17 protein-coding genes, 1 pseudogene and 1 riboswitch are annotated in these 22,261 nt (G+C 74.8%); of the genes and pseudogenes, 12 read left to right on the top strand and 6 right to left on the bottom strand.

Annotated features, from left to right (window positions below; all coding sequences use genetic code 11):
- Nucleotides 1-39 precede the first annotated feature (39 nt).
- Genes K7396_RS27785 through K7396_RS27775 form a run of 3 tightly spaced genes read right to left on the bottom strand, consistent with a single transcriptional unit; the run spans nucleotide 40 to nucleotide 4,516 of the window.
- On the bottom strand, nucleotides 40-1,437 hold the full coding sequence (locus K7396_RS27785; protein ID WP_086721488.1) for an extracellular solute-binding protein: 1,398 nt from the start codon (nucleotides 1,435-1,437) through the stop codon (nucleotides 40-42).
- Nucleotides 1,434-4,067: a caspase family protein gene (locus K7396_RS27780; protein WP_152104962.1), complete on the bottom strand. Its 2,634-nt coding sequence runs from the start codon at nucleotides 4,065-4,067 to the stop codon at nucleotides 1,434-1,436. The genes K7396_RS27785 and K7396_RS27780 overlap by 4 nt, the downstream gene beginning before the upstream one ends.
- A gap of 5 nt (nucleotides 4,068-4,072) precedes the next feature.
- On the bottom strand, nucleotides 4,073-4,516 hold the full coding sequence (locus K7396_RS27775; RefSeq protein WP_152104961.1) for a hypothetical protein: 444 nt from the start codon (nucleotides 4,514-4,516) through the stop codon (nucleotides 4,073-4,075).
- Between the two features lie 205 nt (nucleotides 4,517-4,721).
- Nucleotides 4,722-4,869: riboswitch (cobalamin riboswitch) on the top strand.
- A 151-nt stretch (nucleotides 4,870-5,020) separates the two neighbouring features.
- On the opposite strand from K7396_RS27775, the gene K7396_RS27770 reads away from it, so the two are divergent.
- From K7396_RS27770 to cobC, 8 genes and pseudogenes are all read left to right on the top strand, one after another.
- Nucleotides 5,021-6,079, top strand: a complete 1,059-nt coding sequence (locus tag K7396_RS27770; protein ID WP_086720326.1) for a cobalamin biosynthesis protein — start codon at nucleotides 5,021-5,023, stop codon at nucleotides 6,077-6,079.
- Between the two features lie 10 nt (nucleotides 6,080-6,089).
- Nucleotides 6,090-7,631, top strand: coding sequence for a cobyric acid synthase (locus K7396_RS27765; RefSeq protein ID WP_086720327.1), 1,542 nt, complete (start codon nucleotides 6,090-6,092; stop codon nucleotides 7,629-7,631).
- 71 nt (nucleotides 7,632-7,702) lie between these two features.
- On the top strand, nucleotides 7,703-9,799 hold the full coding sequence (locus K7396_RS27760; protein WP_086720328.1) for a putative cobaltochelatase: 2,097 nt from the start codon (nucleotides 7,703-7,705) through the stop codon (nucleotides 9,797-9,799).
- Nucleotides 9,799-10,395 (top strand): cob(I)yrinic acid a,c-diamide adenosyltransferase, encoded by a 597-nt coding sequence (gene cobO, locus K7396_RS27755; RefSeq protein WP_086720329.1) that lies wholly within the window; start codon nucleotides 9,799-9,801, stop codon nucleotides 10,393-10,395. The genes K7396_RS27760 and cobO overlap by 1 nt, the downstream gene beginning before the upstream one ends.
- A gap of 25 nt (nucleotides 10,396-10,420) precedes the next feature.
- Nucleotides 10,421-11,842 carry a cobyrinate a,c-diamide synthase gene (locus K7396_RS27750; protein ID WP_086720330.1) on the top strand — a complete coding sequence of 474 codons (1,422 nt, stop codon included), beginning with the start codon at nucleotides 10,421-10,423 and terminating at the stop codon, nucleotides 11,840-11,842.
- Nucleotides 11,745-12,299, top strand: a pseudogene (locus tag K7396_RS27745) (cobalamin biosynthesis protein); the annotation flags it as partial. The gene K7396_RS27750 and the pseudogene K7396_RS27745, both read left to right, overlap by 98 nt.
- A 195-nt stretch (nucleotides 12,300-12,494) precedes the next feature.
- Nucleotides 12,495-13,400, top strand: coding sequence for a sirohydrochlorin chelatase (locus K7396_RS27740; RefSeq protein WP_174886995.1), 906 nt, complete (start codon nucleotides 12,495-12,497; stop codon nucleotides 13,398-13,400).
- Nucleotides 13,401-13,402: 2 nt separating this feature from the next.
- On the top strand, nucleotides 13,403-14,494 hold the full coding sequence (cobC, locus tag K7396_RS27735) for an Rv2231c family pyridoxal phosphate-dependent protein CobC (protein ID WP_086720340.1): 1,092 nt from the start codon (nucleotides 13,403-13,405) through the stop codon (nucleotides 14,492-14,494).
- A 208-nt stretch (nucleotides 14,495-14,702) separates the two neighbouring features.
- On the opposite strand, the gene K7396_RS27730 is transcribed toward cobC, so the two are convergent.
- Both K7396_RS27730 and K7396_RS27725 read right to left on the bottom strand, forming a co-directional pair.
- Nucleotides 14,703-15,677, bottom strand: coding sequence for an SCO1860 family LAETG-anchored protein (locus tag K7396_RS27730; protein ID WP_107421229.1), 975 nt, complete (start codon nucleotides 15,675-15,677; stop codon nucleotides 14,703-14,705).
- A 311-nt stretch (nucleotides 15,678-15,988) separates the two neighbouring features.
- On the bottom strand, nucleotides 15,989-17,080 hold the full coding sequence (locus tag K7396_RS27725) for an amidohydrolase family protein (RefSeq protein WP_174886994.1): 1,092 nt from the start codon (nucleotides 17,078-17,080) through the stop codon (nucleotides 15,989-15,991).
- Nucleotides 17,081-17,655: 575 nt separating this feature from the next.
- Between K7396_RS27725 and ectA the strand changes: the two genes are divergently transcribed.
- The 4 genes from ectA (at nucleotide 17,656) to thpD (ending at nucleotide 21,075) form a co-directional block, all read left to right on the top strand.
- A complete protein-coding gene (ectA, locus tag K7396_RS27720; RefSeq protein ID WP_086720334.1) occupies nucleotides 17,656-18,222 on the top strand; it encodes a diaminobutyrate acetyltransferase in 567 nt (188 codons plus the stop codon).
- 128 nt (nucleotides 18,223-18,350) lie between these two features.
- A complete protein-coding gene (ectB, locus tag K7396_RS27715) occupies nucleotides 18,351-19,619 on the top strand; it encodes a diaminobutyrate--2-oxoglutarate transaminase (protein WP_086720335.1) in 1,269 nt (422 codons plus the stop codon).
- 47 nt (nucleotides 19,620-19,666) lie between these two features.
- The gene (locus K7396_RS27710; protein ID WP_086720336.1) at nucleotides 19,667-20,083 is read left to right on the top strand and encodes an ectoine synthase; all 417 of its coding nucleotides are present in this window, start codon (nucleotides 19,667-19,669) and stop codon (nucleotides 20,081-20,083) included.
- Between the two features lie 92 nt (nucleotides 20,084-20,175).
- Nucleotides 20,176-21,075 (top strand): ectoine hydroxylase, encoded by a 900-nt coding sequence (gene thpD / locus K7396_RS27705; protein ID WP_086720337.1) that lies wholly within the window; start codon nucleotides 20,176-20,178, stop codon nucleotides 21,073-21,075.
- A 78-nt stretch (nucleotides 21,076-21,153) separates the two neighbouring features.
- On the opposite strand, the gene K7396_RS27700 is transcribed toward thpD, so the two are convergent.
- Nucleotides 21,154-22,224, bottom strand: coding sequence for an alkene reductase (locus tag K7396_RS27700; RefSeq protein WP_086720338.1), 1,071 nt, complete (start codon nucleotides 22,222-22,224; stop codon nucleotides 21,154-21,156).
- Nucleotides 22,225-22,261: the final 37 nt, after the last annotated feature.

The raw sequence follows: 22,261 nt of genomic DNA, 5'->3' as shown, positions 1-22,261 counted from the left end.
CAGCACCGGACGGCACCCGGCGCCCGGCGGACCTCGGCATCAGCCGTCGTCCGCCGGGCGCTTCGTCGTCGGTGCGCCCCGTCCGCCGAGGGCGTCGTCCGCCTCGCGGGCCAGGCGGTCGGCGATGGCCGTGCCGCCGCGGCCGTTGAGGAAGGCGGACACCCCGAGCTGCACGACCTTGCTGAAGGTCTGGTAGTGGGCGCTGCGCGGGCGGGGCTCGGCGGCCAGCAGCGCCTCGTGCAGGGTGCGGGTGTCGGGCCGCGGCTCCGGCGCTCCCGGGGTGCCGTGCTCACCGCGCTCCGTACCGCTGTGCGACGGGCAGCGCGGCGCCCCGGCGCTCTCCCGGTACGCCGACTCGCGGGTCGCCGCGAACCCCCGCTCCAGCAGGCAGCGTTCGCTGCGCGGGCCGGTCAGCGCCTCGATCAGGGACCGGGCGCCGGCCGGCCGCTCGCTGGCGGCCGAGATCGCCAGATTCTGCCCGCCCAGCACGGACATCCGTCTGCCGTCGCCGCGGCGGGCCGGCAGCTGGGTGACGTCGAACTGCACGCCGGGCGTGAGCTTCTCGGCCACCGAGGCGTACTCGACCGGCCAGTTGCGCATGAACAGGGCCCGGCCGTCGGCGAACCAGCGGCGGCTCTCCGTCTCGTCCATGGTGGTGGCCTCGTGCGGCATGATCGCGTCGAGCCGGCCCTTGAGGTCGGTGACGCCCTGCTGGAGCGCGCCGACCTGCTCGTCCTTGGTGAAGCTGGTGGCGTCGGGGTCGCCGCCGTCGGCCCAGGCCGACTCCAGGGTGTTGACCGTCAGCCCTTCGTAGGGCCGCAGCTGGGCGACCATGCCGTACATCCGCGGCGGCTTCCGTCCGGCCCCGCGGGCGGCTCCTGCGGCCTTGCGGTTGTAGGCGCCCGCCACGTCCTGCGCCGTCTTCTCCAGCTCGTCCCAGTCGGACGGGACGGGGCGGTGGTACTCCGCCAGGAGGTCCTTGCGGTAGTAGAGCAGCCCGGCGTCGGTGTTGAACGGGACGCCCCACACCTTGCCGCCGTACTCGACCGTCTTGGCCACGCTGTCGAGGAAGTCGCCGTCCAGATGGTCGGCCCAGGGGCGGATGACGCCCGCCTCGGCGAACTCCGCGGTCCAGGCGACATCGAGGTTGAGCACGTCGTAGCCGCCGTTGCCGGACTGGCCGGCCGCCAGCAGCTGGCTGCGCTGGCCGTCGGCGGTGTCGGGGAGTTTGACGATCCGGACCGTGCGGCCGTGCTCCTTCTCCCAGGCGCGGATCAGGTCCTGGCGGATGCCGGAGCTGCTGAGGTCGCTGCCGGTGGCGAGGACGATCGCGCCCCGCTCCGGGCCGGTGGGCTCCCCCGCCGTGCAGCCGCCGGCCGCCGGCAGGAGCGCCAGGCAGACCAGGACGGCCCCCGTCCGGGCGCGCGGGATGGTCATCGGTCCCCCTTGGTGGCCGTGCCGATGGAGGCGATCCGCCCGGCGAGCGTGTCGACGGCCTGCGGGCCGCTGGGCACGCACTGGCCGTGGGAGGCGTCGGCCAGGTGCTGGAGGGCGAAGGTGTCGCAGCCCGACTTGCCCATCACCAGCGCCAGGACGGGGACGTCGGGCCCGTCCTCGACGAGGGTGCCGAGGGTGCGCTCCACGCCCGCCGCGCGCCCGGCCGCGCCGTCGTCCTGGTCCAGGACGAGCACGATGGCCTTGTTGGTGGCCGGGGAGGTCTTCATCGTCCGCAGGGCCCGGGTCAGCGCCTCCTCCATCGCGGCGCCGTGGTCGACCAGTTCACCGTCCGGGCGGCTCGCGATCCGGTCCAGGGCGGCCCGGCCCCGGGCGGGATCGGCGCTGCCGAGCGGGACGAGTTCGCGCACCGCGTCGCGGTCCCCGGGGCGGGCGCGGTCGGGGAAGGTCCACAGGCCGTAGGTGTGCCGTGGTCCGGCCAGTTCCACGGCCCGCCCGGCCGCGCCGAGGGCGACCGGGAGCTTGCCGTTCTCCGCCATGGAGGTGGAGGCGTCCAGGAGGATCAGCACCTGGCTGGAGCGCTGTGCCTTGTCGTAGCCGTCCAGGACCCGGGAGACCTGTTCGGGGTCCGCGGTGAAGGGGACCGTGGGGGCGACGAGGGGACTGACGTCCGCGCGGCTGTCCAGCAGCGGCGAGCCCCGGCGCGGGCCGCTGTCGCGCACCCCGCGGTAGCCCTGGGCGGTCAGCGTGCGCTGGCCGCCGTCCGGCTCGCGCAGCCAGGTCGCGAAGCGGGCCACGGCGGCCTGCCGCGGGGCGGCGTCCGCGGTGCCGTGCCAGTCGACGCGGATCAGGGGGTGGTCGAGCGCGGGGACGTTGCCGGGGTAGTAGGCGATGTACCGGTCGCGCAGCGGGAGCGGGGAGTCCAGGGCGGGGCAACTGCCGATGGCGTGGCCCAGGTTGTAGTCGGCGAGGGACTTCTCCGAGACCAGGGGCGCGGACCTCGTCCGGTCGACGGAGCCGGCGGCGTCGGTGTCGGGCCGCAGCGAACACAGCAGTTCGGTGCTGCCCGCGTACTGGCTGCCGGGGGCGGCGAGGCGCTCCTCGGCCTGCCGGGCGAGGGCGGGGTCGGGGGTGCCCGCCGACGCGGCGTCCGAGCCGTCGCGGGCGAGGTAGAGGCCGAGGGTGTGCAGCAGGCCGGTGCCGGACAGGACGGGGCTGGGCCGCAGCAGCCTGAGGTCGCGGTGGTCGCGGTCGGTGCCGGTGAGCAGCTCGGGCCAGGACGCGCCGGCCGGTTCGACGTCGTCCAGCCGCCGGGGCGCCGGGATGCCGACGACGAGGGGGGTGTAGGCGACCGGGGCGGTGTAGTGGAGGGTGGCCGGGGAGCCCTTGGGGGGCATGCCGCGGCGAGCCTCGTCGTAGTCGGCGGTGGACTCCGGGATCCAGATGTCGGGCTGCGGTCCCGGCCGGTAGAGGGGGTCGGTGACCTGGCCGCCCGGCCGGTCCTCGCCGGTGCCGCGGGCCTCGCCCTGCCAGCGGTCGGCGGCCGCGAAGCCCTGGTCGACCTGGTCCTTGGCGGCGGAGTACACGGTGATCTGGGCGCGCCGGCAGCCGTCGGGGAGGTCGCCCTCGCCGCTCAGCGGCCGGGTGTTGGCCTCGGACATCTCGTAGTCGAAGGCGGCCCGGCGCAGCGCGGGTTCGGCCTCGGGGGCGGTGAGCAGCCGCAGTTCGAGGGCGGGCGGGCAGGGCGCCTCGCGGTCCGGGAGCGTGAGCAGGACGACGCCGCTGGTGGCCGGGACGAGGACGATCGCGAGGATCAGCAGGATCCTGGGCCAGTGCCGGACGTACGCCTTCAGGCGGCGCCGCAACCGGATCCGCAGCGGGGTCGGCGGGCGGGCCTCGGGGGTGGCGAAGGACAGCACGACGTCGTCGACGGTGTTCTGCTTGGCCGAGCGCGGCTCCCACACGTCGCCCATCGGGGTGCGTTCCGCGGCCAGTTGGTCGCGCAGGGAGCGGACGAGGTCCTCGAAGGTGACGAACCGTTTGCCGGGTACGCCCTGCTGCAGGGTCCGCACCAGGGCGCGGTTGAAGACGCTGCCGCCGGTGGGTTCCTCGCCGCTGAAGATGCGGCGGTTGGGCTGCGCGGCCATCAGCAGCGAGGTGGGTTTGCGGCAGGCGTAGAAGGCCTCGCTCGCGTTGCCCGCGTAGCAGCACTCCAGGACGATCACGATCCGGTCGGCGCGTGCGTTGTCCAGGTAGGGCAGCACCATGTCCTGCCAGGAGACGGTCTTGTGGCGCGGTTCCGAGGCGCCGACGGTCAGCTGCAGATTGCCGCCGTCGCGGCCCACCCGGCCGTGGCCGGAGAAGTACACCAGCAGCAGTCCGCGGGCCTCCTGGGTGACGGCGTCCAGCGCCTGTTCCACCTCCCAGGGCTCCTGGGGGCGGCAGACGACGACCTCGCCGCGGGTGAACAGGTCGGTGCCGGGGGCGAGCAGGGCGCGTTCGAGTTCCTGCGCGTTGTCCTTCACCGCGGGGAGCGGGGGCAGGTGCCGGTAGTCGTCGACGCAGATCAGCAGCGCCCGGTTGACCTTGCCCCGCGCGTCGTATTCGGACATCCGGCTCAGTCCCCGGCGGTGCTGCCGCTCCCGTCCGCCGGGCTGCCGGGATCGGGGTGTTCGGGGGCCGCGGCGTCCGGGCCCGCCTCGTCGAGCGGCCGCGGGTCGCCGTCGCCGGCCCCGACCGCGACGGCGGGCCGTTCGCCGGTGTCGCGCTCCTCCCGGCGCCGTCGCAGCCACTCCTGCAGGGCGATGCCGAGGCTCTTGGTGATCTCGGCGGCCACCGCACCGACGACGACCAGGATCAGGTCGTCGACGCCGACGGCCATGTCGCCCGGCCCGTCCGCGCCCCCGCCGGCGGGCCGCGGCCGCAGCAGCCAGTCGTGCCGGCGCCGGTCCAGCCACGGCTCGCGCTCCAGCCACGCCTTGAGGTCCTCGATGTCCTGTTCGGGATTGTTCGTGCCCGTGATCCTGATGCGGATCTCATGTCGGTCAGCGCGCTGCGGCATCCCCCGGCCCCCTTCCGGCGGCCCCGTCGCCGCCGTGCACCAGATAGTGACGCGGGATCAGGTGCGCGGGCAACCGTGGGTGATGCCGCCACCACGCTGTGGCGTGCGCCACAGTGCCTGCCACAGGGCTGCGTCGCAGGTCAAGAGTGAGTTGACGGGCATTCGCGGGACGTGGTGGACTGCCGGAGCCATTCGGCGACAGCTGAGGAAGTCCGGTGCGAATCCGGCGCGGTCCCGCCACTGTCACCGGGGAGCGTTCCTCCAGCGAAGGCCACGGTCCGCCTCGCCTGCGTCCGCCGACGCACGCGGGACTGGAAGGCCGGAGGGCCGCCGATCCGGGGAGCCAGGAGACTCTGGTCGCCGACACGTCGAGCCAGGGCGCGGACCCTGAGTGAGGACATACCGCCATGCCCGGCTGCCCGTCGAGAGCCCCACTGCCCGCTGCCGCAGGGCCCCTTCGAGGCGTGGCACGTCGTGGACACGCCCTGGCGGCGGTCTGATCCGGTGCGCGGCGAACACGCGGGATATGCGTGCGGCGCGGCCCTCGGCTTTCTCGGCGACCTGATCGCGGCGGACCCCCGGCGCGGCCATCCCGTGGCCGCTTTCGGCCGGGCCGCGGCCGCCGTCGAACGCCGCCTCTGGCGCGACCACCGCGGCTGGGGAGCGGCGCACACCGTGCTGTGCGCGGGCGGTGCCGCCGCCGGTGCCGCGCTGGTGCGGCGCGCCGTACGCTCCGCCCCTGCCCCCCTGCGCGACGGTGCCGGGATCGCGCTGACCGCGGCGACGGCCTGGGCCGTGCTGGGCGGCACCTCGCTCGGCCGGGAGGCGCGGGCCGTCGGCGGGGCGCTGGCGGCGGGCGACCTCGACGTGGCGCGGGAGCGGCTGCCCCATCTGTGCGGGCGCGACCCGCAGGCGCTGGACGGGCCCCAGATGGCCCGCGCGGTGGTGGAGTCGGTCGCCGAGAACACCTCGGACGCCGTGGTGGGCGCCCTGGTCTGGGGCGCGCTGGGCGGCGTGCCCGGCCTGGTGGCGTTCCGGGCGGTGAACACCCTGGACGCGATGGTGGGGCACAAGTCGCCGCGCCACCGCCGCTTCGGCTGGGCCTCGGCCCGGCTCGACGACCTCGCCGGCTGGCCCGGCTCCCGGCTGACCGCCGCCCTCACGGTGCTCGCGGGCCCCGACCGGCGCGGTGCGCTGCGGGCCTGGCGGGCGGACGGCGGTGCGCACCCGAGCCCCAACGCGGGCCCCGTGGAGGCGTCGTTCGCGGGCGCGCTGGGCGTCCGGCTGGGCGGCACGCTGGCGTACGGCGGGCGGGTGGAGCACCGGCCGGTGCTCAACGACGGGGCGCCGCCGGTCGCGGTGCCCGACATCGAACGGGCCGTGCGGCTCTCGCGCCGGGTGAGTGCCCTGGCGCTGGTGACGACGGTGGCGGCGCGGCTGGCGGCCGGTGCGGTGCGGCGGGCCCCGTCGTCCGTCTCCCGCCGGGCCGCGGGTGCGAGGACACGCGCGGCGGTGGGCGCACTGGCGCGCACGGCTCACGACAGCCGGGGCCCCGGCGCATGAGGAGGACCCGGTGAACGGGCGGTTCGAGGCATCCGGCGGTGCCGTCGGCGGTGGCCTGTTGGTGGCCGGCACGACGTCCGACGCCGGCAAGAGCGTGGTGACGGCGGGCATCTGCCGCTGGCTGGTCCGGCAGGGCGTGCGGGTGGCGCCGTTCAAGGCCCAGAACATGTCGCTGAACTCGTTCGTCACGCGCGAGGGCGCGGAGATCGGGCGGGCCCAGGCGATGCAGGCGGCCGCGGCGCGGGTGGAGCCGAGCGCGCTGATGAACCCGGTCCTGCTCAAGCCCGGCAGCGACCGCAGCAGCCAGGTGGTGCTGCTGGGGAAGCCGGTGGGCGAACTCAGCGCCAAGGGCTACCACCAGGGGCGCCAGGAGCAGTTGCTCGGCACGGTCACCGACTGCCTGGCGGAGCTGCGGCGCACCCACGACGCGGTGATCTGCGAGGGCGCCGGCAGCCCCGCCGAGATCAACCTGCGGCGCACCGACATCGTGAACATGGGGCTGGCGCGGGCCGCCCGGATCCCGGCGGTGGTGGTCGGTGACATCGACCGCGGCGGGGTGTTCGCCTCCTTCTTCGGCACCACCGCGCTGCTGTCGAAGGAGGACCAGGCGCTGGTCGCCGGGTACCTCGTCAACAAGTTCCGCGGCGATGTGACGCTGCTGGAGCCTGGCCTCGACATGCTGCGCGGCCTGACGGGGCGGCAGACGCTGGGCGTGCTGCCCTTCTCGCACGGCCTGGGCATCGACGAGGAGGACGGCCTGCGGGTGTCGCTGCGGGGCGCGGTGCGCGAGAGCGTGGTGGCCCCGCCGCACGGCGCCGAGGTGCTGCGGGTGGCGGTCTGTGCCGTCCCCCTGATGTCGAACTTCACGGACGTGGACGCGCTGGCCGCGGAACCGGGCGTGGTGGTGCGGTTCGTGGACCGGGCCGAGGAGCTGGCCGACGCGGACCTGGTGGTGCTGCCGGGGACCCGGGGCACGGTCCGGGCCCTGGCGTGGCTGCGCGAGCGCGGGCTGGCGGACGCGATCGCCCGGCGGGCCGCCGAGGGCCGCCCGGTGCTGGGCATCTGCGGCGGCTTCCAGATGCTGGGCGAGCGCATCGAGGACGACGTCGAGTCGAAGGCGGGCGTGGTCGACGGGCTGGGGCTGCTGCCGGTGCGGGTGCGGTTCGCGGTGGAGAAGACCCTGGCGCGGCCGGCCGGCGAGGCGCTGGGCGAGCCGGTGACCGGCTACGAGATCCACCACGGTGTCGCCGAGGTGACCGGCGGCGACGAGGAGTTCCTCGACGGGTGCCGGAGCGGCTCGGTCTGGGGCACGCACTGGCACGGCTCGCTGGAGAGCGACGGCTTCCGCCGGGCCTTCCTGCGGCGGGTCGCGGCCGGCGCGGGCCGGGCGTTCGTCCCGGCCCCGGACACCTGCTTCGAGGCGCTGCGCGAGGAGCAGCTGGACCGGCTGGGCGATCTGATCGAGGAGCACGCGGACACCGCCGCGCTGCTGCGGCTGATCGAACAGGGAGTACCGGAGGGGCTGCCGTTCGTGCCTCCGGGGGCGCCATGAGGGTACGCACGGGAGGGACCGCCACGGACACCGACGACGCAGCCGGCCGACGATCTGGAGGACGACACAGCATGACGACCGCGCACAACACGACCCCGCAGTACCCCTTCACCGCGGTGGTCGGCATGGACGACCTGCGCCTCGCGCTGCTGCTGAACGCGGTGAGCCCGGCAGTGGGCGGCGTGCTGGTCCGCGGTGAGAAGGGCACCGCCAAGAGCACCGCCGTACGCGCGCTGGCGTCGCTGATGCCGCCGGTGGACGTGGTCGGCGGCTGCCGGTTCGCCTGCGCCCCGGCCGCGCCCGACCCCGGCTGCCCCGACGGGCCGCACCAGGCCGCCGCCGTCGAGGAGCGCCCGACGCGGATGGTCGAACTGCCCGTCGGCGCCTCCGAGGACCGGCTGGTGGGCGCGCTGGACATCGAGCGGGCGCTGTCCGAGGGCGTGAAGGCCTTCGAGCCGGGCCTGCTGGCGGACGCGCACCGCGGCATCCTCTACGTCGACGAGGTCAACCTCCTCCACGACCACCTGGTGGACCTGCTGCTGGACGCGGCCGCCATGGGCGCCTCGTACGTGGAGCGCGAGGGCGTCTCGGTCCGGCACGCGGCCCGCTTCCTGCTCGTCGGCACCATGAACCCCGAAGAGGGCGAGCTGCGGCCGCAGTTGCTGGACCGGTTCGGGCTCACCGTCGAGGTGGCCGCCTCCCGCGAGCCCGACGAGCGGGTGGCGGTGGTCCGGCGCCGGCTGGCCTACGACGCCGATCCGGCGGGCTTCGCGGCGGGCTGGGCGGCCGAGGAGGACGCGCTGCGCGCGCGGATCGCCGCGGCCCGCGAGCTGCTGCCGCGGGTGACGCTGGGCGACGGGGCGCTCCGCCAGATCGCCGCGACCTGCGCGGCGTTCGAGGTGGACGGGATGCGCGCGGACATCGTGATGGCGCGCACCGCCACCGCGCTGGCCGCCTGGGCGGGCCGGAGCGAGGTCCTGGAGGAGGACGTGCGGCAGGCGGCGCTGCTGGCGCTGCCGCACCGCCGGCGCCGCAACCCCTTCGACGCGCCCGGCCTGGACGAGGACAAACTCGACCGGACGCTGGAGGAGTTCGGCGCGGACGAGAACGCGGACGGCGACGACGACCCGGAGCCGGACGGCCCGGACGGCGGCCCCGGCGGAGGCGGTCCGGACGGCGGCGGGCAGCCCCCGCAGGACGGCGGCCCGGACGAGTCCCCGCTCCCGCCGGAGGCCGAACTCCCGCACCAGCAGGACCGGGAGGCCCCGCAGCCGCCCGAGCGGACCGAACGGCCCGAGCCCGAGGGCGCGCCGCAGGGGGCCGCGGCCGGGGAGAGGCCGGCGGTCGGCGCGGCCGAGCCGTTCCGCACCCGGCGCCTCGACGTCCCGGGCCTGGGCGAGGGCGCGGACGGCCGCAGGTCGCGGGCCCGGACCGCGCACGGCCGGACGACCGGGGCGCGGCGCCCGCACGGCGCGCTGGGCAAGCTGCACCTGGCGGCGACCGTGCAAGCCGCGGCGCCGCACCAGCGGGCGCGCGGCCGGCACGGCCGGGGCCTGGTGGTGCGCCGGGACGACCTGCGCGAGGCGGTGCGCGAGGGCCGGGAGGGCAATCTGGTCCTGTTCGTCGTGGACGCGTCCGGTTCGATGGCGGCACGGAAGCGGATGAGCGCCGTCAAGGGCGCGGTGCTCTCGCTGCTGCTGGACGCCTACCAGCGGCGCGACAAGATCGGCATGATCACCTTCCGGGGCACCGGCGCCGAGCTGGCGCTGCCCCCGACGTCCTCGGTCGAGGCGGGCGCGGCGCGGCTGGAGCAGCTGCCGACGGGCGGCCGTACGCCGCTGTCGGAGGGGCTGTTGAAGGCCCATGAGGTGCTGCGGGTGGAGCGGATGCGGGACGCCTCGCGGCGGCCGCTGCTGGTGGTCGTCACCGACGGCCGGGCGACCGGCGGCCCGGAGCCCGTCGCCCGCGCCGCCCGCGCGGCCCGGCTGCTGGCGGGCGAGGGCACCGCCTCGGTGGTCGTGGACTGCGAGGCGGGCCCGGTGCGGCTGGGGCTGGCGGGCGAGCTGGCCCGTGACCTGCAGGGCACCGCGGTCACCCTCGACGAACTGCGCGCGGACAGCGTCTCCGCGCTCGTACGGACCGTGCAAGGCAACAGGAAGGCAGCGTAATGCCACAGGGACAGCCGGCCGTCGTGCCGGACGACGGCCTCACCACCCGCCAGCGCCGCAACCGCCCGCTGGTGTTCGTGCACACCGGGCAGGGCAAGGGCAAGTCCACCGCCGCCTTCGGGCTGGCGCTGCGCGCCTGGAACCAGGGCTGGCCGGTCGGGGTGTTCCAGTTCGTGAAGTCGGCGAAGTGGAAGGTCGGCGAGGAGCGGGCGCTGAAGGTGCTCGGGGAGTCCGGCGAGGGCGGCACCGTCGCCTGGCACAAGATGGGCGAGGGCTGGTCCTGGGTGCAGCGCGACATCGCCTCCAGCGAGGACGCGGCGCGCGAGGGCTGGGAGCAGGTCAAGCGGGACCTCGCCGCGGAGACGTACAAGCTGCTGGTGCTGGACGAGTTCGCGTACCCGCTGAAGTGGGGCTGGATCGACACCGAGGAGGTGGTGTCGGCGCTGCGCGGGCGTCCCGGTACGCAGCATGTCGTCATCACCGGGCGGGGCGCCCCCGAGGCGCTGCTGGACTTCGCGGACCTGGTGACGGACATGACGAAGGTCAAGCACCCGATGGACGCCGGCCAGAAGGGCCAGCGGGGCATCGAATGGTGAGCGGGGCCGGCCGGGCGGGCGCGGCATGAGCACCGGTGCGATCCCCCGGCTGGTGATCGCCGCGCCGTCCTCGGGCGCGGGGAAGACGACGGTGGCCACCGGCCTGATGGCGGCGTTCGCCGAGGCCGGGCTCGTGGTGTCGCCGCACAAGGTGGGCCCGGACTACATCGACCCGGGCTACCACTCCCTGGCCACCGGGCGCCCCGGCCGCAATCTGGACGCCTACCTGTGCGGGCCCGGCCGGATCGCGCCGCTGTTCCTGCACGGCGCGGCGGGCGCCGATCTCGCGCTGGTCGAGGGCGTGATGGGGCTGTTCGACGGGGCGTCCGGCATGGGCGAGCTGTCGTCGACGGCGCAGGTGGCGAAGCTGCTGCGGGCACCGGTGGTGCTGGTGGTGGACGCGTCCTCGCAGTCGCGGTCGGTGGCCGCGCTGGTGCACGGCTTCGCCTCGTGGGACCCGGAGGTGCGGCTGGCCGGGGTGATCCTCAACAAGGTCGGCTCGGACCGTCACGAGGAGCTGCTGCGGGAGGCGATGGACTCCTCCGGCGTGCCGGTGCTGGGCGCGCTGCGCCGGGACGGGCGGGCCGGTACGCCGTCGCGGCACCTCGGCCTGGTGCCGGTCGCCGAACGGCGGACCGAGGCGCTGGAGTCGGTGGCCGAACTCGCCGCGCGGGTCCGGGAGGGCTGCGACCTGGAGGCGCTGCTGGCGCTGGCGCGTACGGTGCCCGAGCTGCCGGACGCGCCCTGGGACCCGGCGGCGGAGCTCGCCCCCGCCGCGGGGACGGCCGCCTCGGGGACGAACGCCTCCAGGCGGCCGCTGATCGCCGTGGCGGGCGGCGCCGCGTTCACCTTCTCGTACGCCGAGCACGCCGAGCTGCTGGCCGCCGCGGGCGCCGAGGTGGCCCCGTTCGACCCGCTGCGGGACGAGCGACTGCCGCCCGGCACCCAGGGGTTGGTGATCGGCGGCGGCTTTCCCGAGATGTACGCACCGGACCTGTCGGCGAACGCGCCGCTGCGGGCCGCGGTGGCCGCGCTGGCCGCCTCCGGGGCGCCGGTCTCCGCCGAGTGCGCCGGGCTGCTCTACCTCTCCCGGTCGCTCGACGGGAAGCCGATGTGCGGGGTGCTGCCCGCCGAGTCCCGGATGACCGAGCGGCTCACCCTCGGCTACCGGGAGGCGGTGGCGCTGCGCGACAACGCGCTCGCGGCGGCCGGGACCCGGGTGCGCGGCCACGAGTTCCACCGCACGGTGCTGGAGCCGGGCGCGGGCGCGGACCCGGCCTGGGGGCTGACGCACCCGGAGCGGCGGGTGGAGGGCTTCGTCTCCGGCGGGGTGCACGCCTCGTACCTGCATGTGCACTGGGCCGCCGAACCATCGCTGGCCGGACGCCTGGTGGCGGGCGCGGCAGCTGCGGCGCACGACGGCGGGGCCCGGAGCGCCGCCCGATGACCGCCGGGGGCGGCGGCCGGAGGCGGGCGGGATGACCCTCCGGGCGGCCGCCGAGGCCGGCGAAGCCCCCGCGCCGTCCCCGGCCGACGCGCCGCGCGCGCCTCTCGTGCCGCTGGTCGCCGGCCTGGGCGCGCGCCGCGGCGTCCCGGTGTCCGAGGTGCTGGAACTGCTCGCGGCGAGTTGCGCGGCGGCGGGGTACGCCGTCCGGCAGGTCACCGCCCTGGCGACGGTGGCGGCCAAGGCGGCCGAGCCGGGGCTGACCGGGGCGGCGCGCGAACTGGGGGTGCCGCTGCGGCCGTTCCCGGCGGCGGCGCTGGCGGCCGTACGGGTACCGGAGCCGTCCGCGGCCGCGGCGGCCGCCGTCGGCACGCCGAGCGTGGCCGAGGCGGCCGCGCTGCTGGCCGCGGGGCCGGGCGCCGCCCTGGCCGCCGGAAAGCGGAAGTCGGCGCGGGCGACCTGTGCGCTCGCCGTGGGGGCTGTAACGGAAGACGGGGCCCTTACCGCTGGTAGGGAGGGAGCGGCCGCCGTGCCCGCAGCCGGGGCGGTTATCGTCATGACCTCCCCCAACCCGCCCCGCCGTGGCCCGGATCGGCGGACGGCGGACATCGGCGACCCGGCGCCGACTGCGCACCCCCGGCACCAAGGAGATCCAGTGACCACTCCTCCCGCACTGCTCATCGCCGGTCATGGCACCCGTGACGAAGGCGGGGCCGAGGCTCTGCGCGCGCTGGTGCGTGTACTGGGCGAGCGGCACCCCGAAGTGCCCGTCGCCGGCGGGTTCTTCGGCGTCCCGGCCTCTCCCCTGCCGCTGGACGACGCCGTCGACGGGCTCGTCGCGCGGGGCGCCTCCCGGCTCGCCGTGATACCGCTGCTGCTGGCCCCGACGGGGCCGGTGCCCGAGGCGCTGCCGTCCGCGCTGGCGCGGGCGGCGGAGCGCCACCCGGGGCTCGGCTACGCCTGCGGGGCCGAACTGGGCCCGCACCCCAAGGTGCTCGACGTGCTGGAGCGCCGGCTGGACGAGGCGCTGGGCGGCGGCGCCCGCAGGCCCGAGGACCGGGCCCGCACCACGGTGCTGCTGGTCGGGCGCGGCGCCTCCGATCCGTACGCCAATGCCGAGGTGGCGCGGGCCGCGCGGCTGCTGTGGGAGGGGCGCGGCGTCGCGGGGGTGGAGACCGCGTTCGTCTCGCAGGCGGCGCCCGACGTGCCGGCGGGCCTGGACCGCTGCCGGGCGCTGGCCGCCGCCGCGGCGCCCGGCCGGCCGGCCCGGATCGTGGTCCTGCCCTACTTCGTCCTCCCCGGGGGCCTGTGGGAGCGGCTGCGGATGCAGGCCGAGGGCTGGTCCGCCGCGTACCCCGGCACGGAGGTGACCGTGGCGGCGGCGCTCGGCGCGGAGGCCGAGGTCGCCGAGGTGGTCATGGAGCGCTACCGCGCCACGGTCGCGGACGGGGCGCCGCCGGCCGGCGCGGCGTGCGGCTGCCCGGCGGCGGAGGGCGCCCGGCGGCCGGACGGCGCGGCGCCGCGCAGCGCCCCGGTGGCGACGGACGCCGGGGAGCGGTGAGCATGCCGGCACACACCGGGCCCGCGCCGCTCCGGGCCCCCGGGCCGGACGCACCGCCCCGCGAACCCGATCTGCGGCACCACGGCGACGCCGAAGTCCGGGGCGCGGACGGCGCCCTGACGGATCTGGCGGTCAATGTCCGCACCGGCACTCCCCCGGCCTGGCTCAAGGCCCGCATCGCCGCGTCGCTGGACACCCTCGCCGCCTACCCCGACGGCCGCGCGGCACGCCGGGCGGTCGCGGACCGGCACGGTCTGCCGGTGGAGCGGGTGCTGCTGACGGCGGGGGCCGCGGAGGCGTTCGTACTGATCGCGCGCGCCGTGCGGGCCCGCCGGCCGGTCGTGGTGCACCCGCAGTTCACCGAGCCCGAGGCGGCGCTGCGGGACGCCGGGCACGACGTCGGGCGGGTGCTGCTCGACGCGGGCGACGGCTTCCGGCTGGATCCGGCCGCGGTGCCCGAGGACGCCGATCTGGTGGTCGTCGGCAACCCCACCAACCCCACCTCGGTGCTGCACCCGGCGGGCGTGCTGGCCTCCCTGGCGCGGCCCGGCCGGACGCTGGTGGTGGACGAGGCCTTCATGGACGCGGTGCCCGGTGAGCGGGAGGCGCTGGCCGGGCGCACGGACCTGCCGGGGCTGGTCGTGCTGCGCAGCCTCACCAAGACCTGGGGGCTGGCCGGGCTGCGGATCGGCTATGTGCTGGCCGCCGCGGACACCGTCGCCGCCCTGGAGCGGGCGCAGCCGCTGTGGCCGGTCTCCAGCCCGGCGCTGGCCGCCGCCGAGGCGTGCTGTACGCCGCGGGCGCTGGCGGAGGCGGAGGCGGCGGCCGGGGAGATCGCCGCGGACCGGGACCATCTGCTGGCCCTGCTGGGCGCGTTCGGGCAGATCCGGGCGGCCGGCCCGGCGGCGGGCCCGTTCGTGCTGATCCGGCTGCCGGACGCGGACGCGGTACGGGCCGCGCTGCGGGCCCGCGGCTTCGCGGTGCGCCGCGGTGACACCTTCCCCGGCCTGGGCCCCGGCTGGCTGCGCCTCGCGGTGCGGGACCGGGCCACGACGGACCGGTTCGCGGCGGCGCTGGGCGAGGTGCTCGGGTAGCGGCGCCCGGGGCCGCGGCCGGCCGGAGCGGGGGTGCCCGGCGGCCGGAGCCGCCGGGCGGACCTCGCCGGGGTCCCGCACACCACGTTCGAAGGCCCCCGGCGAGGGTGAGGTGCGCCGTACCGGCTGTCTCCGGCCCGGCCGGCGCACCTCGGCCGTACCCCGCGCGCGACGCCCCCACAGCACCGAGCGCGGTGTACGGGGTCCGTCAGTCGCGGCCGCCCGGTGCGGCGTTGCGGCGCCGGCGGGCGTAGGCGACCGATCCGGCGCCCGCGGCGACCAGCAGGGCCGCGCCCCCGGCGAGGTACGGGGTGGCCGAACTGCTGCCGGTCTCCGCGAGGTTCTGGGTGGCGGGCCGCGAGCCGGTCTGCGTCACCGCGGTGTCCTTGCCGCCGGCCGGCTTGCTGTCCCCCGCGGGCTTCGTGCCGGCGGTGGGCTCGGTGCCGCCGGTGCTGTGGTGCTCGGGTGCCTTGACGCCGGGCGCGGTGCAGGCGGCGCGGGCCAGGGTGACCCCGCCGCGCACCTCGGCGACGCCGAGCTTCAGCGGGTTGAGGGACACCTTCAGGTCGAGCGCGGTGGCCGCGGCGCTCTTGGACAGCACGTTCCTGCGGGACAGGTCGAGCCGCACCTCGCCCACGCCCGGCACCTTGACCTCGGTCGTACCGCCCGCCGTGAGCCGTACCCGCTTGCCCAGCACGAGGACGTCGCCCAGCACGTTGGCCTCGGCGCGGGGCCGCTCGCCCGCCTCGCACACCGCCTTGGCGGTGACCTGCTGGACCTCGACCAGCGACCGCAGGGCCAGGCCGGGCAGGTGCACCTTCGCCCGCACGAGGTTGGCGTAGCCCTCGGTCCTGCCGTGGCCCTGGGTGGCCCGCGCGGTGGCGACGTCGGCGCGCAGCACGCTGAACGGCCTGCCCTGGTTCAGCCCGTCGAGGCGGACGGTGAGTGCCGTCCTGGACGCCGAGGCCGGGGCGTGCACCTCGTTGAGCGTGGTGTTCAGCGGGACGTCGAGCGTCTTGTGGAGCAGCCCGACGTTCAGGCCGGTGCGCAGCACGACCGCGTCGGCGGTGCCGCGGGCCGGGCCGTGGGCTCCGGTGGCATGCGCGGGGACGGCGCCGAGCAGGAGGGCGGGGCCGGCCGTGAGCGCGGTGGCGACGACGGTGGCGGCGAGCCGCCTGGGCATGCCGGAGGAGCAGGTGGGACTGGTGGACACGTGTGTGGAACCCTCACAGGAGAAATGGAGCCGCCGGCCGCGCCAATGGGGGACATCACGCGGGCCGACGACCTCGACCCGCACATCGTGTCGGCACGGAGGGTGAACGGGCAGCCACGTGAGGTCAGTTCATCCCAATGGGTGGTTTCCGCGTAATTGTTCGATTCCTGCGGCACGGAGAACCACCCCCGCCACAGCGGCCACACCACCCGGGTGACCCCGGTTGACCAGCCGGGTTGCCCCGGGTCACCCCTTCGGGCACCCGGGGCGCGGCTCCCCGGCTACCCCACGACCTGACCGCGCAGCACCACGCGCCGCGGCGCGGCCAGCACCCGGACGTCCTCGCGCGGATCGCTCCCGTAGACCACCAGGTCCGCCGGGGCGCCCTCGGTGAGGCCGGGGCGGCCGAGCCAGTCCCTGGCGCCCCAGGTGGTGGCGGAGAGGGCCGCCGTGGCGGGCAGGCCGGCCCGGGTCAGCTCGGCGGCCTCCCCGGCGATCAGGCCGTGGGCGAGCGAACCGCCGGCGTCCGTGCCGGCGTAGACGGGCACACCGGCGTCGTAGGCCGCCCGCACGGTGTCGTAGCGGCGCGCGTGCAGCCGCCGCAGGTGGTCCGCCCAGCGCGGGAACTTCTGCGCGCCGCCGTCCGCGAGCCGCGGGAAGGTGGCGATGTTGACGAGCGTGGGCACGATGGCGACGCCGCGCTCCGCGAACAGCGGGATGGTGTCCTCGGTGAGCCCGGTGGCGTGCTCGACGCAGTCGATGCCGGCCTCGACGAGCGGGGCGAGGGACTCCTCGGCGAAGCAGTGCGCCGTCACCCGGGCGCCCAGCCGGTGGGCCTCGGCGATGGCCGCCTCGACCGCGCCCGGGGGCCAGCAGGCCCCCAGATCGCCCGTCGAGCGGTCGATCCAGTCGCCGACGAGCTTGACCCAGCCGTCGCCGCGGCGGGCCTCCTGGGCGACGTAGGCGACCAGGTCCTCGGGTTCGACCTCGTGCGCGTAGTTGCGGATGTAGCGCTTGGTGCGGGCGATGTGGCGGCCGGCGCGGATGATCCGCGGCAGGTCCGCGCGGTCGTCGACCCAGCGGGTGTCGGACGGGGAGCCGCAGTCGCGGATCAGCAGGGTGCCGGCGTCACGGTCGGTGAGGGCCTGCTTCTCGCTGGTGGGGGCGTCCACCGGGCCGTGGGCGTCCAGGCCCACGTGACAGTGGGCGTCGACCAGGCCGGGCAGTACCCAGCCCGTCACGGTGGTGGCATCCCGTGCCATGGCCGGCCGGTCGTAGGTGACCCGGCCCCCGACCACCCACAGCTCGTCGCGCACGTCGTCCGGTCCGACGAGGACCCTCCCCTTGAGGTGCAGCACCGCACCTTCGCTCATGGACGTCATACCGGCACTCTAGGCGGCGTCACACCGCGTGCGGCGGCCCCCGCCGGGCCCACCGGGCGGGCGCATTCCCCGGGCCGTTCCCCGGAAAGCCGTCAGCGCGCCGCACCTTTCGCCCCGGTCGCTCTCCGTGGAGCTTCCGCACGTTCCGTGCGCGCCTTTACCCGCGTTCTCCGCACGCTTTGGGACAACTTCTCGCGCGTGTTCCCGAAGCCCTTGCCACGGCCTTGTCACGCGGGTTTCGATGGGCCTTGCGCCACGCCTTCCGGGGACGAATTCCCATTTCCCTGGAGTACAGCTTCCCGTATTCTTCTGCCCGCTTTTCCGCAGCTCAAACGCCACGATTTTGTGGGCGCCGGGTTCCGTAATTCGGACGGATCTCATCCGCGTTACGGAGCTGTGACCGACTACACACCGTGTCCGTTTCGCCCCGAACATCCAGGTCAAATGGGGACATCACGCGGTGGCATCGCGCGTACGGGCGCCCCCGCGCGATAACACATCTTCGGCGCTTCCGTAACCCCTGCCCGCGATGCAATTTCCTTTTTCCCTGGGTAAATTTAATTTCTATGACCGCCGCACAAGCAGACCATGCAGGTGCCCGAAGCGATATCAGAGAATTTCCGGAGGGCTTCAAGCTCGACACCCCACGCGTGGAGGACGGAGCCGCGATCTGGCGTATCGCCCGCGACTCGAAGGCGCTGGACCTCAACTCCTCGTACAGCTACCTCCTGTGGTGTCGCGACTTCGCCGCCACCTCCGTCGTCGCCCGCGACGCGGAGGGCGAGCCGGCCGCCTTCGTCACCGGGTACATCCGCCCCGAGCGCCCGGACACGCTCGTCGTCTGGCAGGTAGCCGTCGACGACGCGCACCGCGGCCAGGGGCTCGCCGCCGCACTCCTGGACGGGCTCAGCGCCCGGGCCGGGGAAGAGCTGGGCATCCGATTCGTCGAGACCACCATCACCCCCGACAACGCCGCGTCCAACCGGCTGTTCGCGTCCTTCGCCGAGCGGCACTCCGTGCCGATCAAGCGTGAGGTGCTCTTCGACGCGGGGCTGTTCCCGGAGCAGGGCCACGAGCCGGAGGTGCTGCACCTCATCGGCCCGTTCGAACCACCGGCCCGCCCGGAGCACTGACGCCCCAGGACCGCGCGGCCACCGCGCCGCAGCGGCCACGCGGGAGCCGGCACCACACCCGTGACACCGCCGGCACCGCCCCACAGACTTCCTGATCCTTTTCGCCACTCATCTCCCAGGAGCATGTTGTGACCATCACCCAGCCCGACCTGAGCGTCTTCGAGACCGTGGAGTCCGAGGTCCGCAGCTACTGCCGCAGCTGGCCCACCGTGTTCGACCGCGCGCAGGGCAGCCGCATGACCGACGAGGACGGCCACACCTACCTCGACTTCTTCGCCGGGGCCGGATCGCTCAACTACGGGCACAACAACCCGGTGCTCAAACGCGCTCTGATCGACTACATCGAGCGGGACGGCGTCACCCACGGCCTGGACATGTCCACCACGGCCAAGCGGGCGTTCCTGGAGTCCTTCCAGAACATCATCCTGCGGCCGCGCGACCTGCCCTACAAGGTCATGTTCCCGGGCCCGACGGGCGCCAACTCCGTCGAGGCCGCGCTGAAGCTGGCCCGTAAGGTCAAGGGCCGCGAGTCGATCGTGTCCTTCACCAACGCCTTCCACGGCATGTCGCTGGGCGCCCTCGCCGTCACCGGCAACTCCATGAAGCGCGCCGGCGCCGGTATCCCGCTGGTGCACGGCACCCCGATGCCGTTCGACAACTACCTCGACGGCACGTACCCGGACTTCCTGTGGTTCGAGCGGCTGCTGGAGGACCAGGGCTCCGGCCTGAACCGGCCCGCCGCCGTGATCGTCGAGACGGTCCAGGGCGAGGGCGGCATCAACGTCGCCCGTGCCGAGTGGCTGCGCGCCCTCTCCGACCTGTGCCAGCGCTGGGACATGCTGCTCATCGTCGACGACATCCAGATGGGTTGCGGCCGTACGGGTGCCTTCTTCTCCTTCGAGGAGGCGGGCATCGTGCCGGACATCGTCACCGTCTCGAAGTCCATCAGCGGCTACGGCCTGCCGCTCGCGCTCACCCTGTTCAAGCCTGAGCTGGACATCTGGGAGCCGGGCGAGCACAACGGCACCTTCCGCGGCAACAACCCGGCGTTCGTCACCGCCGCCGCGACGCTGGACACCTACTGGGCCGACGGCCAGATGGAGAAGCAGACTCTCGCCCGCGGTGAGATTGTCGAAGCACACCTCAAGGCCATCGCCGAGGAGCACCCGGAGGCCATCGCCGAGTACCGCGGCCGCGGCCTGGTGTGGGGCATGGAGCTCAACGACAAGCCCGTCGCCGACAAGATCGCCAAGCGCGCCTTCGAGCTGGGTCTGCTGATCGAGACCTCCGGCCCGGAGAGCGAGGTCGTCAAACTGCTTCCCGCGCTGACGACCACCCCCGAGGAGCTGGACGAGGGCCTGCGGATCCTCGCCCGCGCGGTCCGCGACTGCGTCTGAGCCACTCCAGAGTTCCTTACCGTTCCACAGAAAGGCACCGAGTCACCGTGATCGTCCGATCCTTCAAGGACATCGAGGGCACCGACCGCCACGTCAAGGCGAAGTCGGGTACCTGGGAGAGCAAGCGCATCGTGCTCGCCAAGGAGCGCGTCGGCTTCTCGCTGCACGAGACCACCCTGTACGCCGGTACGGAGACCTCGATGTGGTACGCGAACCACATCGAAGCCGTACTCTGCGTGGAGGGCGAGGCCGAGCTCACGAACGACGAGACCGGCGAAAAGCACATCATCACGCCCGGCACGATGTACCTGCTCGACGGGCACGAGAAGCACACCATGCGGATCAAGAAGGACTTCCGCTGCGTCTGCGTCTTCAACCCGCCGGTCACCGGCCGTGAGGACCACGACGAGAACGGGGTCTACCCGCTGCTCACCGAGCCCGAGCCGGAGACCGAGGCGGTCTGACGGCGTCGGCCGCCTGCCCCGTCCGGCAGGAGGAAGGCACGCCCACACGCACGCAAGCCGCAGACCGTACGAGAGGAGAGGAAGGCAACACCATGACCACCGCACCCGAGCGCACCGCCGACCTGTACCCGACCCGTGGGACCAATGAGGTCATCACCCCGCGGAAGGACCCGGTGGTGTGGTCGCAGCCCGGAACGGCCGGCCCGTTCGCGCCGTCCGAGCTGAGCGACTTCGAACGCGACGGCTTTTTCGCCATCGGAGAGCTGCTGACGGCGGACGAAGTCGCGGTGTACCGCGCCGAACTGGACCGGCTCGTGCTCGATCCGACGATGCGCGCCGACCCGCGCTCCATCGTCGAGAAGAAGTCACAGAGCGTGCGGTCCGTGTTCGAGGTGCACAAGATCAGCGAGGTGTTCGCCAAGCTGGTCTCCGACCCGCGTGTGGTCGGCCGTGCCCGGCAGATCCTCGGCTCGGACGTCTACGTCCACCAGTCGCGGATCAATGTGAAGCCCGGCTTCGGTGCCTCCGGCTTCTACTGGCACTCGGACTTCGAGACCTGGCACGCCGAGGACGGTCTGCCGAACATGCGCACCGTGTCGGTCTCGATCGCGCTGACGGAGAACTACGACACCAACGGCGGGCTGATGATCATGCCCGGTTCGCACCAGCACTTCGTGGGCTGTGAGGGTGCGACGCCGAAGGACAACTACAAGCGGTCGCTGCAGATGCAGGACGCGGGCATCCCGTCGGACGAGGTGCTGACGAAGATGGCCGACAAGCACGGCATCCGGCTGTTCACCGGCAAGGCCGGCTCGGCGACGTGGTTCGACTGCAACGCCATGCACGGTTCGGGCGACAACATCACGCCCTACCCGCGCAGCAACGTCTTCATCGTCTTCAACAGCGTGGACAACGAAGCGGTGGAGCCGTTCGCGGCGCCGATCCGGCGCCCGGAGTACATCGGAGCCCGGGACTTCACGCCGGTGCGGTAGGCACGGCGGAGCACGGGTGGCGCGGCTGCCGCACAGCAGGGACTGTGCGGCGGCCGCGCTGGTGTGTGCGGTGCCTGCTCAGGCGTCCAGCGCCGGGTAGTCGAGGTAGCCGGTGTCGTCGCCGCCGTAGAAGCTCTCCCGGACGGGGGTGTTGAAGGGGCCGCCGCGGGCGAGCCGCCGGGGCAGGTCGGGGTTGGCGAGGAACTGCCGCCCGAAGGCGAGCAGATCGGCCGTGCCGTCCTCGATCAGCGGCAGGTCCTCGGGGCCGGCGGGGCGCCCGCCATCGGCCGGGTTGAGGACGAGCGGGCCGGTGAAGTGCTCGCGCAGGCGGGCGATCAGCTCGTGGTCGGGCACGTCGCACAGGTGCAGATAGGCCAGGCCCAGGGGCTCGACGGCCCGCAGCAGCGCGGTGTAGAGCGGCTCGGGGGCCGGCTCCTCGATGCCGTTGAACGGGTTGCCCGGGGAGAGCCGCAGACCGGTGCGGTGGGCGCCGACCGCCTCGGCCACCGCCCGGGTGACCTCGACGGCGAAGCGGATCCGGCCCTGCGTCGTACCGCCCCAGTCGTCGGTGCGCAGATTGCTGTTGGGGGCCAGGAACTGGTGCACGAGGTAGCCGTTGGCGCCATGGATCTCCACGCCGTCGAAGCCCGCCTCGACGGCGTTGCGGGCCGCGGCCGCGAACTCCTCGACGGTCGTGCGGATGTCGGCGTCGGTGAGCTCGTGCGGCGTGACGCAGTCCTTCATGCCGTCCTCGGTGAAGACCTGGCAGGCCGCGGCCACGGGGGACGGGCCGACCGGGACCAGCCCGTCCGGCAGCAGCACCGGGTGGCCGATCCGGCCGCCGTGCCACAGCTGCGCGAAGATCCGGCCGCCGGCCGCGTGCACCGCGTCGGTCACCCGGCGCCAGCCGGCGACCTGCTCGGGCGTGTGCAGCCCCGGGGTGAAGGGGTAGCCCTGGCCCACGGCGCAGGTCTGGCTGGCCTCGGTGACGATCAGCCCGGCCGAGGCGCGCTGGGCGTAGTACGTGACCATCGAGTCGGTCGGCACCCCGCCGCCCCCGGTGGCACGGTTGCGGGTCATCGGGGCCATCACGATGCGGTTGGCGAGCGGGATGCCGGCGAGGTCGACGGGGTCGAACGCGGTGGTCACTGAGGGCCTCTCAACTGCTGTACGGAACAAGATCGTT

It is taken from the genome of Streptomyces angustmyceticus (assembly GCF_019933235.1).
Taxonomy (GTDB): Bacteria; Actinomycetota; Actinomycetes; order Streptomycetales; family Streptomycetaceae; genus Streptomyces; species Streptomyces angustmyceticus.
The sequence above is the reverse complement of the archived record's forward strand: the minus strand, read 5'-3'. Positions and strand labels throughout refer to the sequence as shown.

What these genes read in the sequence shown, in the direction of transcription:
- ectA (WP_086720334.1), top strand. Translation starts at nt 17,656, where the DNA reads ATGACCGCCGCACAAGCAGACCATGCAGGTGCCCGAAGCGATATCAGA.
- K7396_RS27785 (WP_086721488.1), bottom strand. Translation starts at nt 1,437, where the DNA reads ATGACCATCCCGCGCGCCCGGACGGGGGCCGTCCTGGTCTGCCTGGCG.
- K7396_RS27730 (WP_107421229.1), bottom strand. Translation starts at nt 15,677, where the DNA reads ATGCCCAGGCGGCTCGCCGCCACCGTCGTCGCCACCGCGCTCACGGCC.
- thpD (WP_086720337.1), top strand. Translation starts at nt 20,176, where the DNA reads ATGACCACCGCACCCGAGCGCACCGCCGACCTGTACCCGACCCGTGGG.
- K7396_RS27725 (WP_174886994.1), bottom strand. Translation starts at nt 17,080, where the DNA reads ATGAGCGAAGGTGCGGTGCTGCACCTCAAGGGGAGGGTCCTCGTCGGA.
- cobO (WP_086720329.1), top strand. Translation starts at nt 9,799, where the DNA reads ATGCCACAGGGACAGCCGGCCGTCGTGCCGGACGACGGCCTCACCACC.
- K7396_RS27780 (WP_152104962.1), bottom strand. Translation starts at nt 4,067, where the DNA reads ATGTCCGAATACGACGCGCGGGGCAAGGTCAACCGGGCGCTGCTGATC.
- K7396_RS27750 (WP_086720330.1), top strand. Translation starts at nt 10,421, where the DNA reads ATGAGCACCGGTGCGATCCCCCGGCTGGTGATCGCCGCGCCGTCCTCG.
- K7396_RS27760 (WP_086720328.1), top strand. Translation starts at nt 7,703, where the DNA reads ATGACGACCGCGCACAACACGACCCCGCAGTACCCCTTCACCGCGGTG.
- K7396_RS27775 (WP_152104961.1), bottom strand. Translation starts at nt 4,516, where the DNA reads ATGCCGCAGCGCGCTGACCGACATGAGATCCGCATCAGGATCACGGGC.
- cobC (WP_086720340.1), top strand. Translation starts at nt 13,403, where the DNA reads ATGCCGGCACACACCGGGCCCGCGCCGCTCCGGGCCCCCGGGCCGGAC.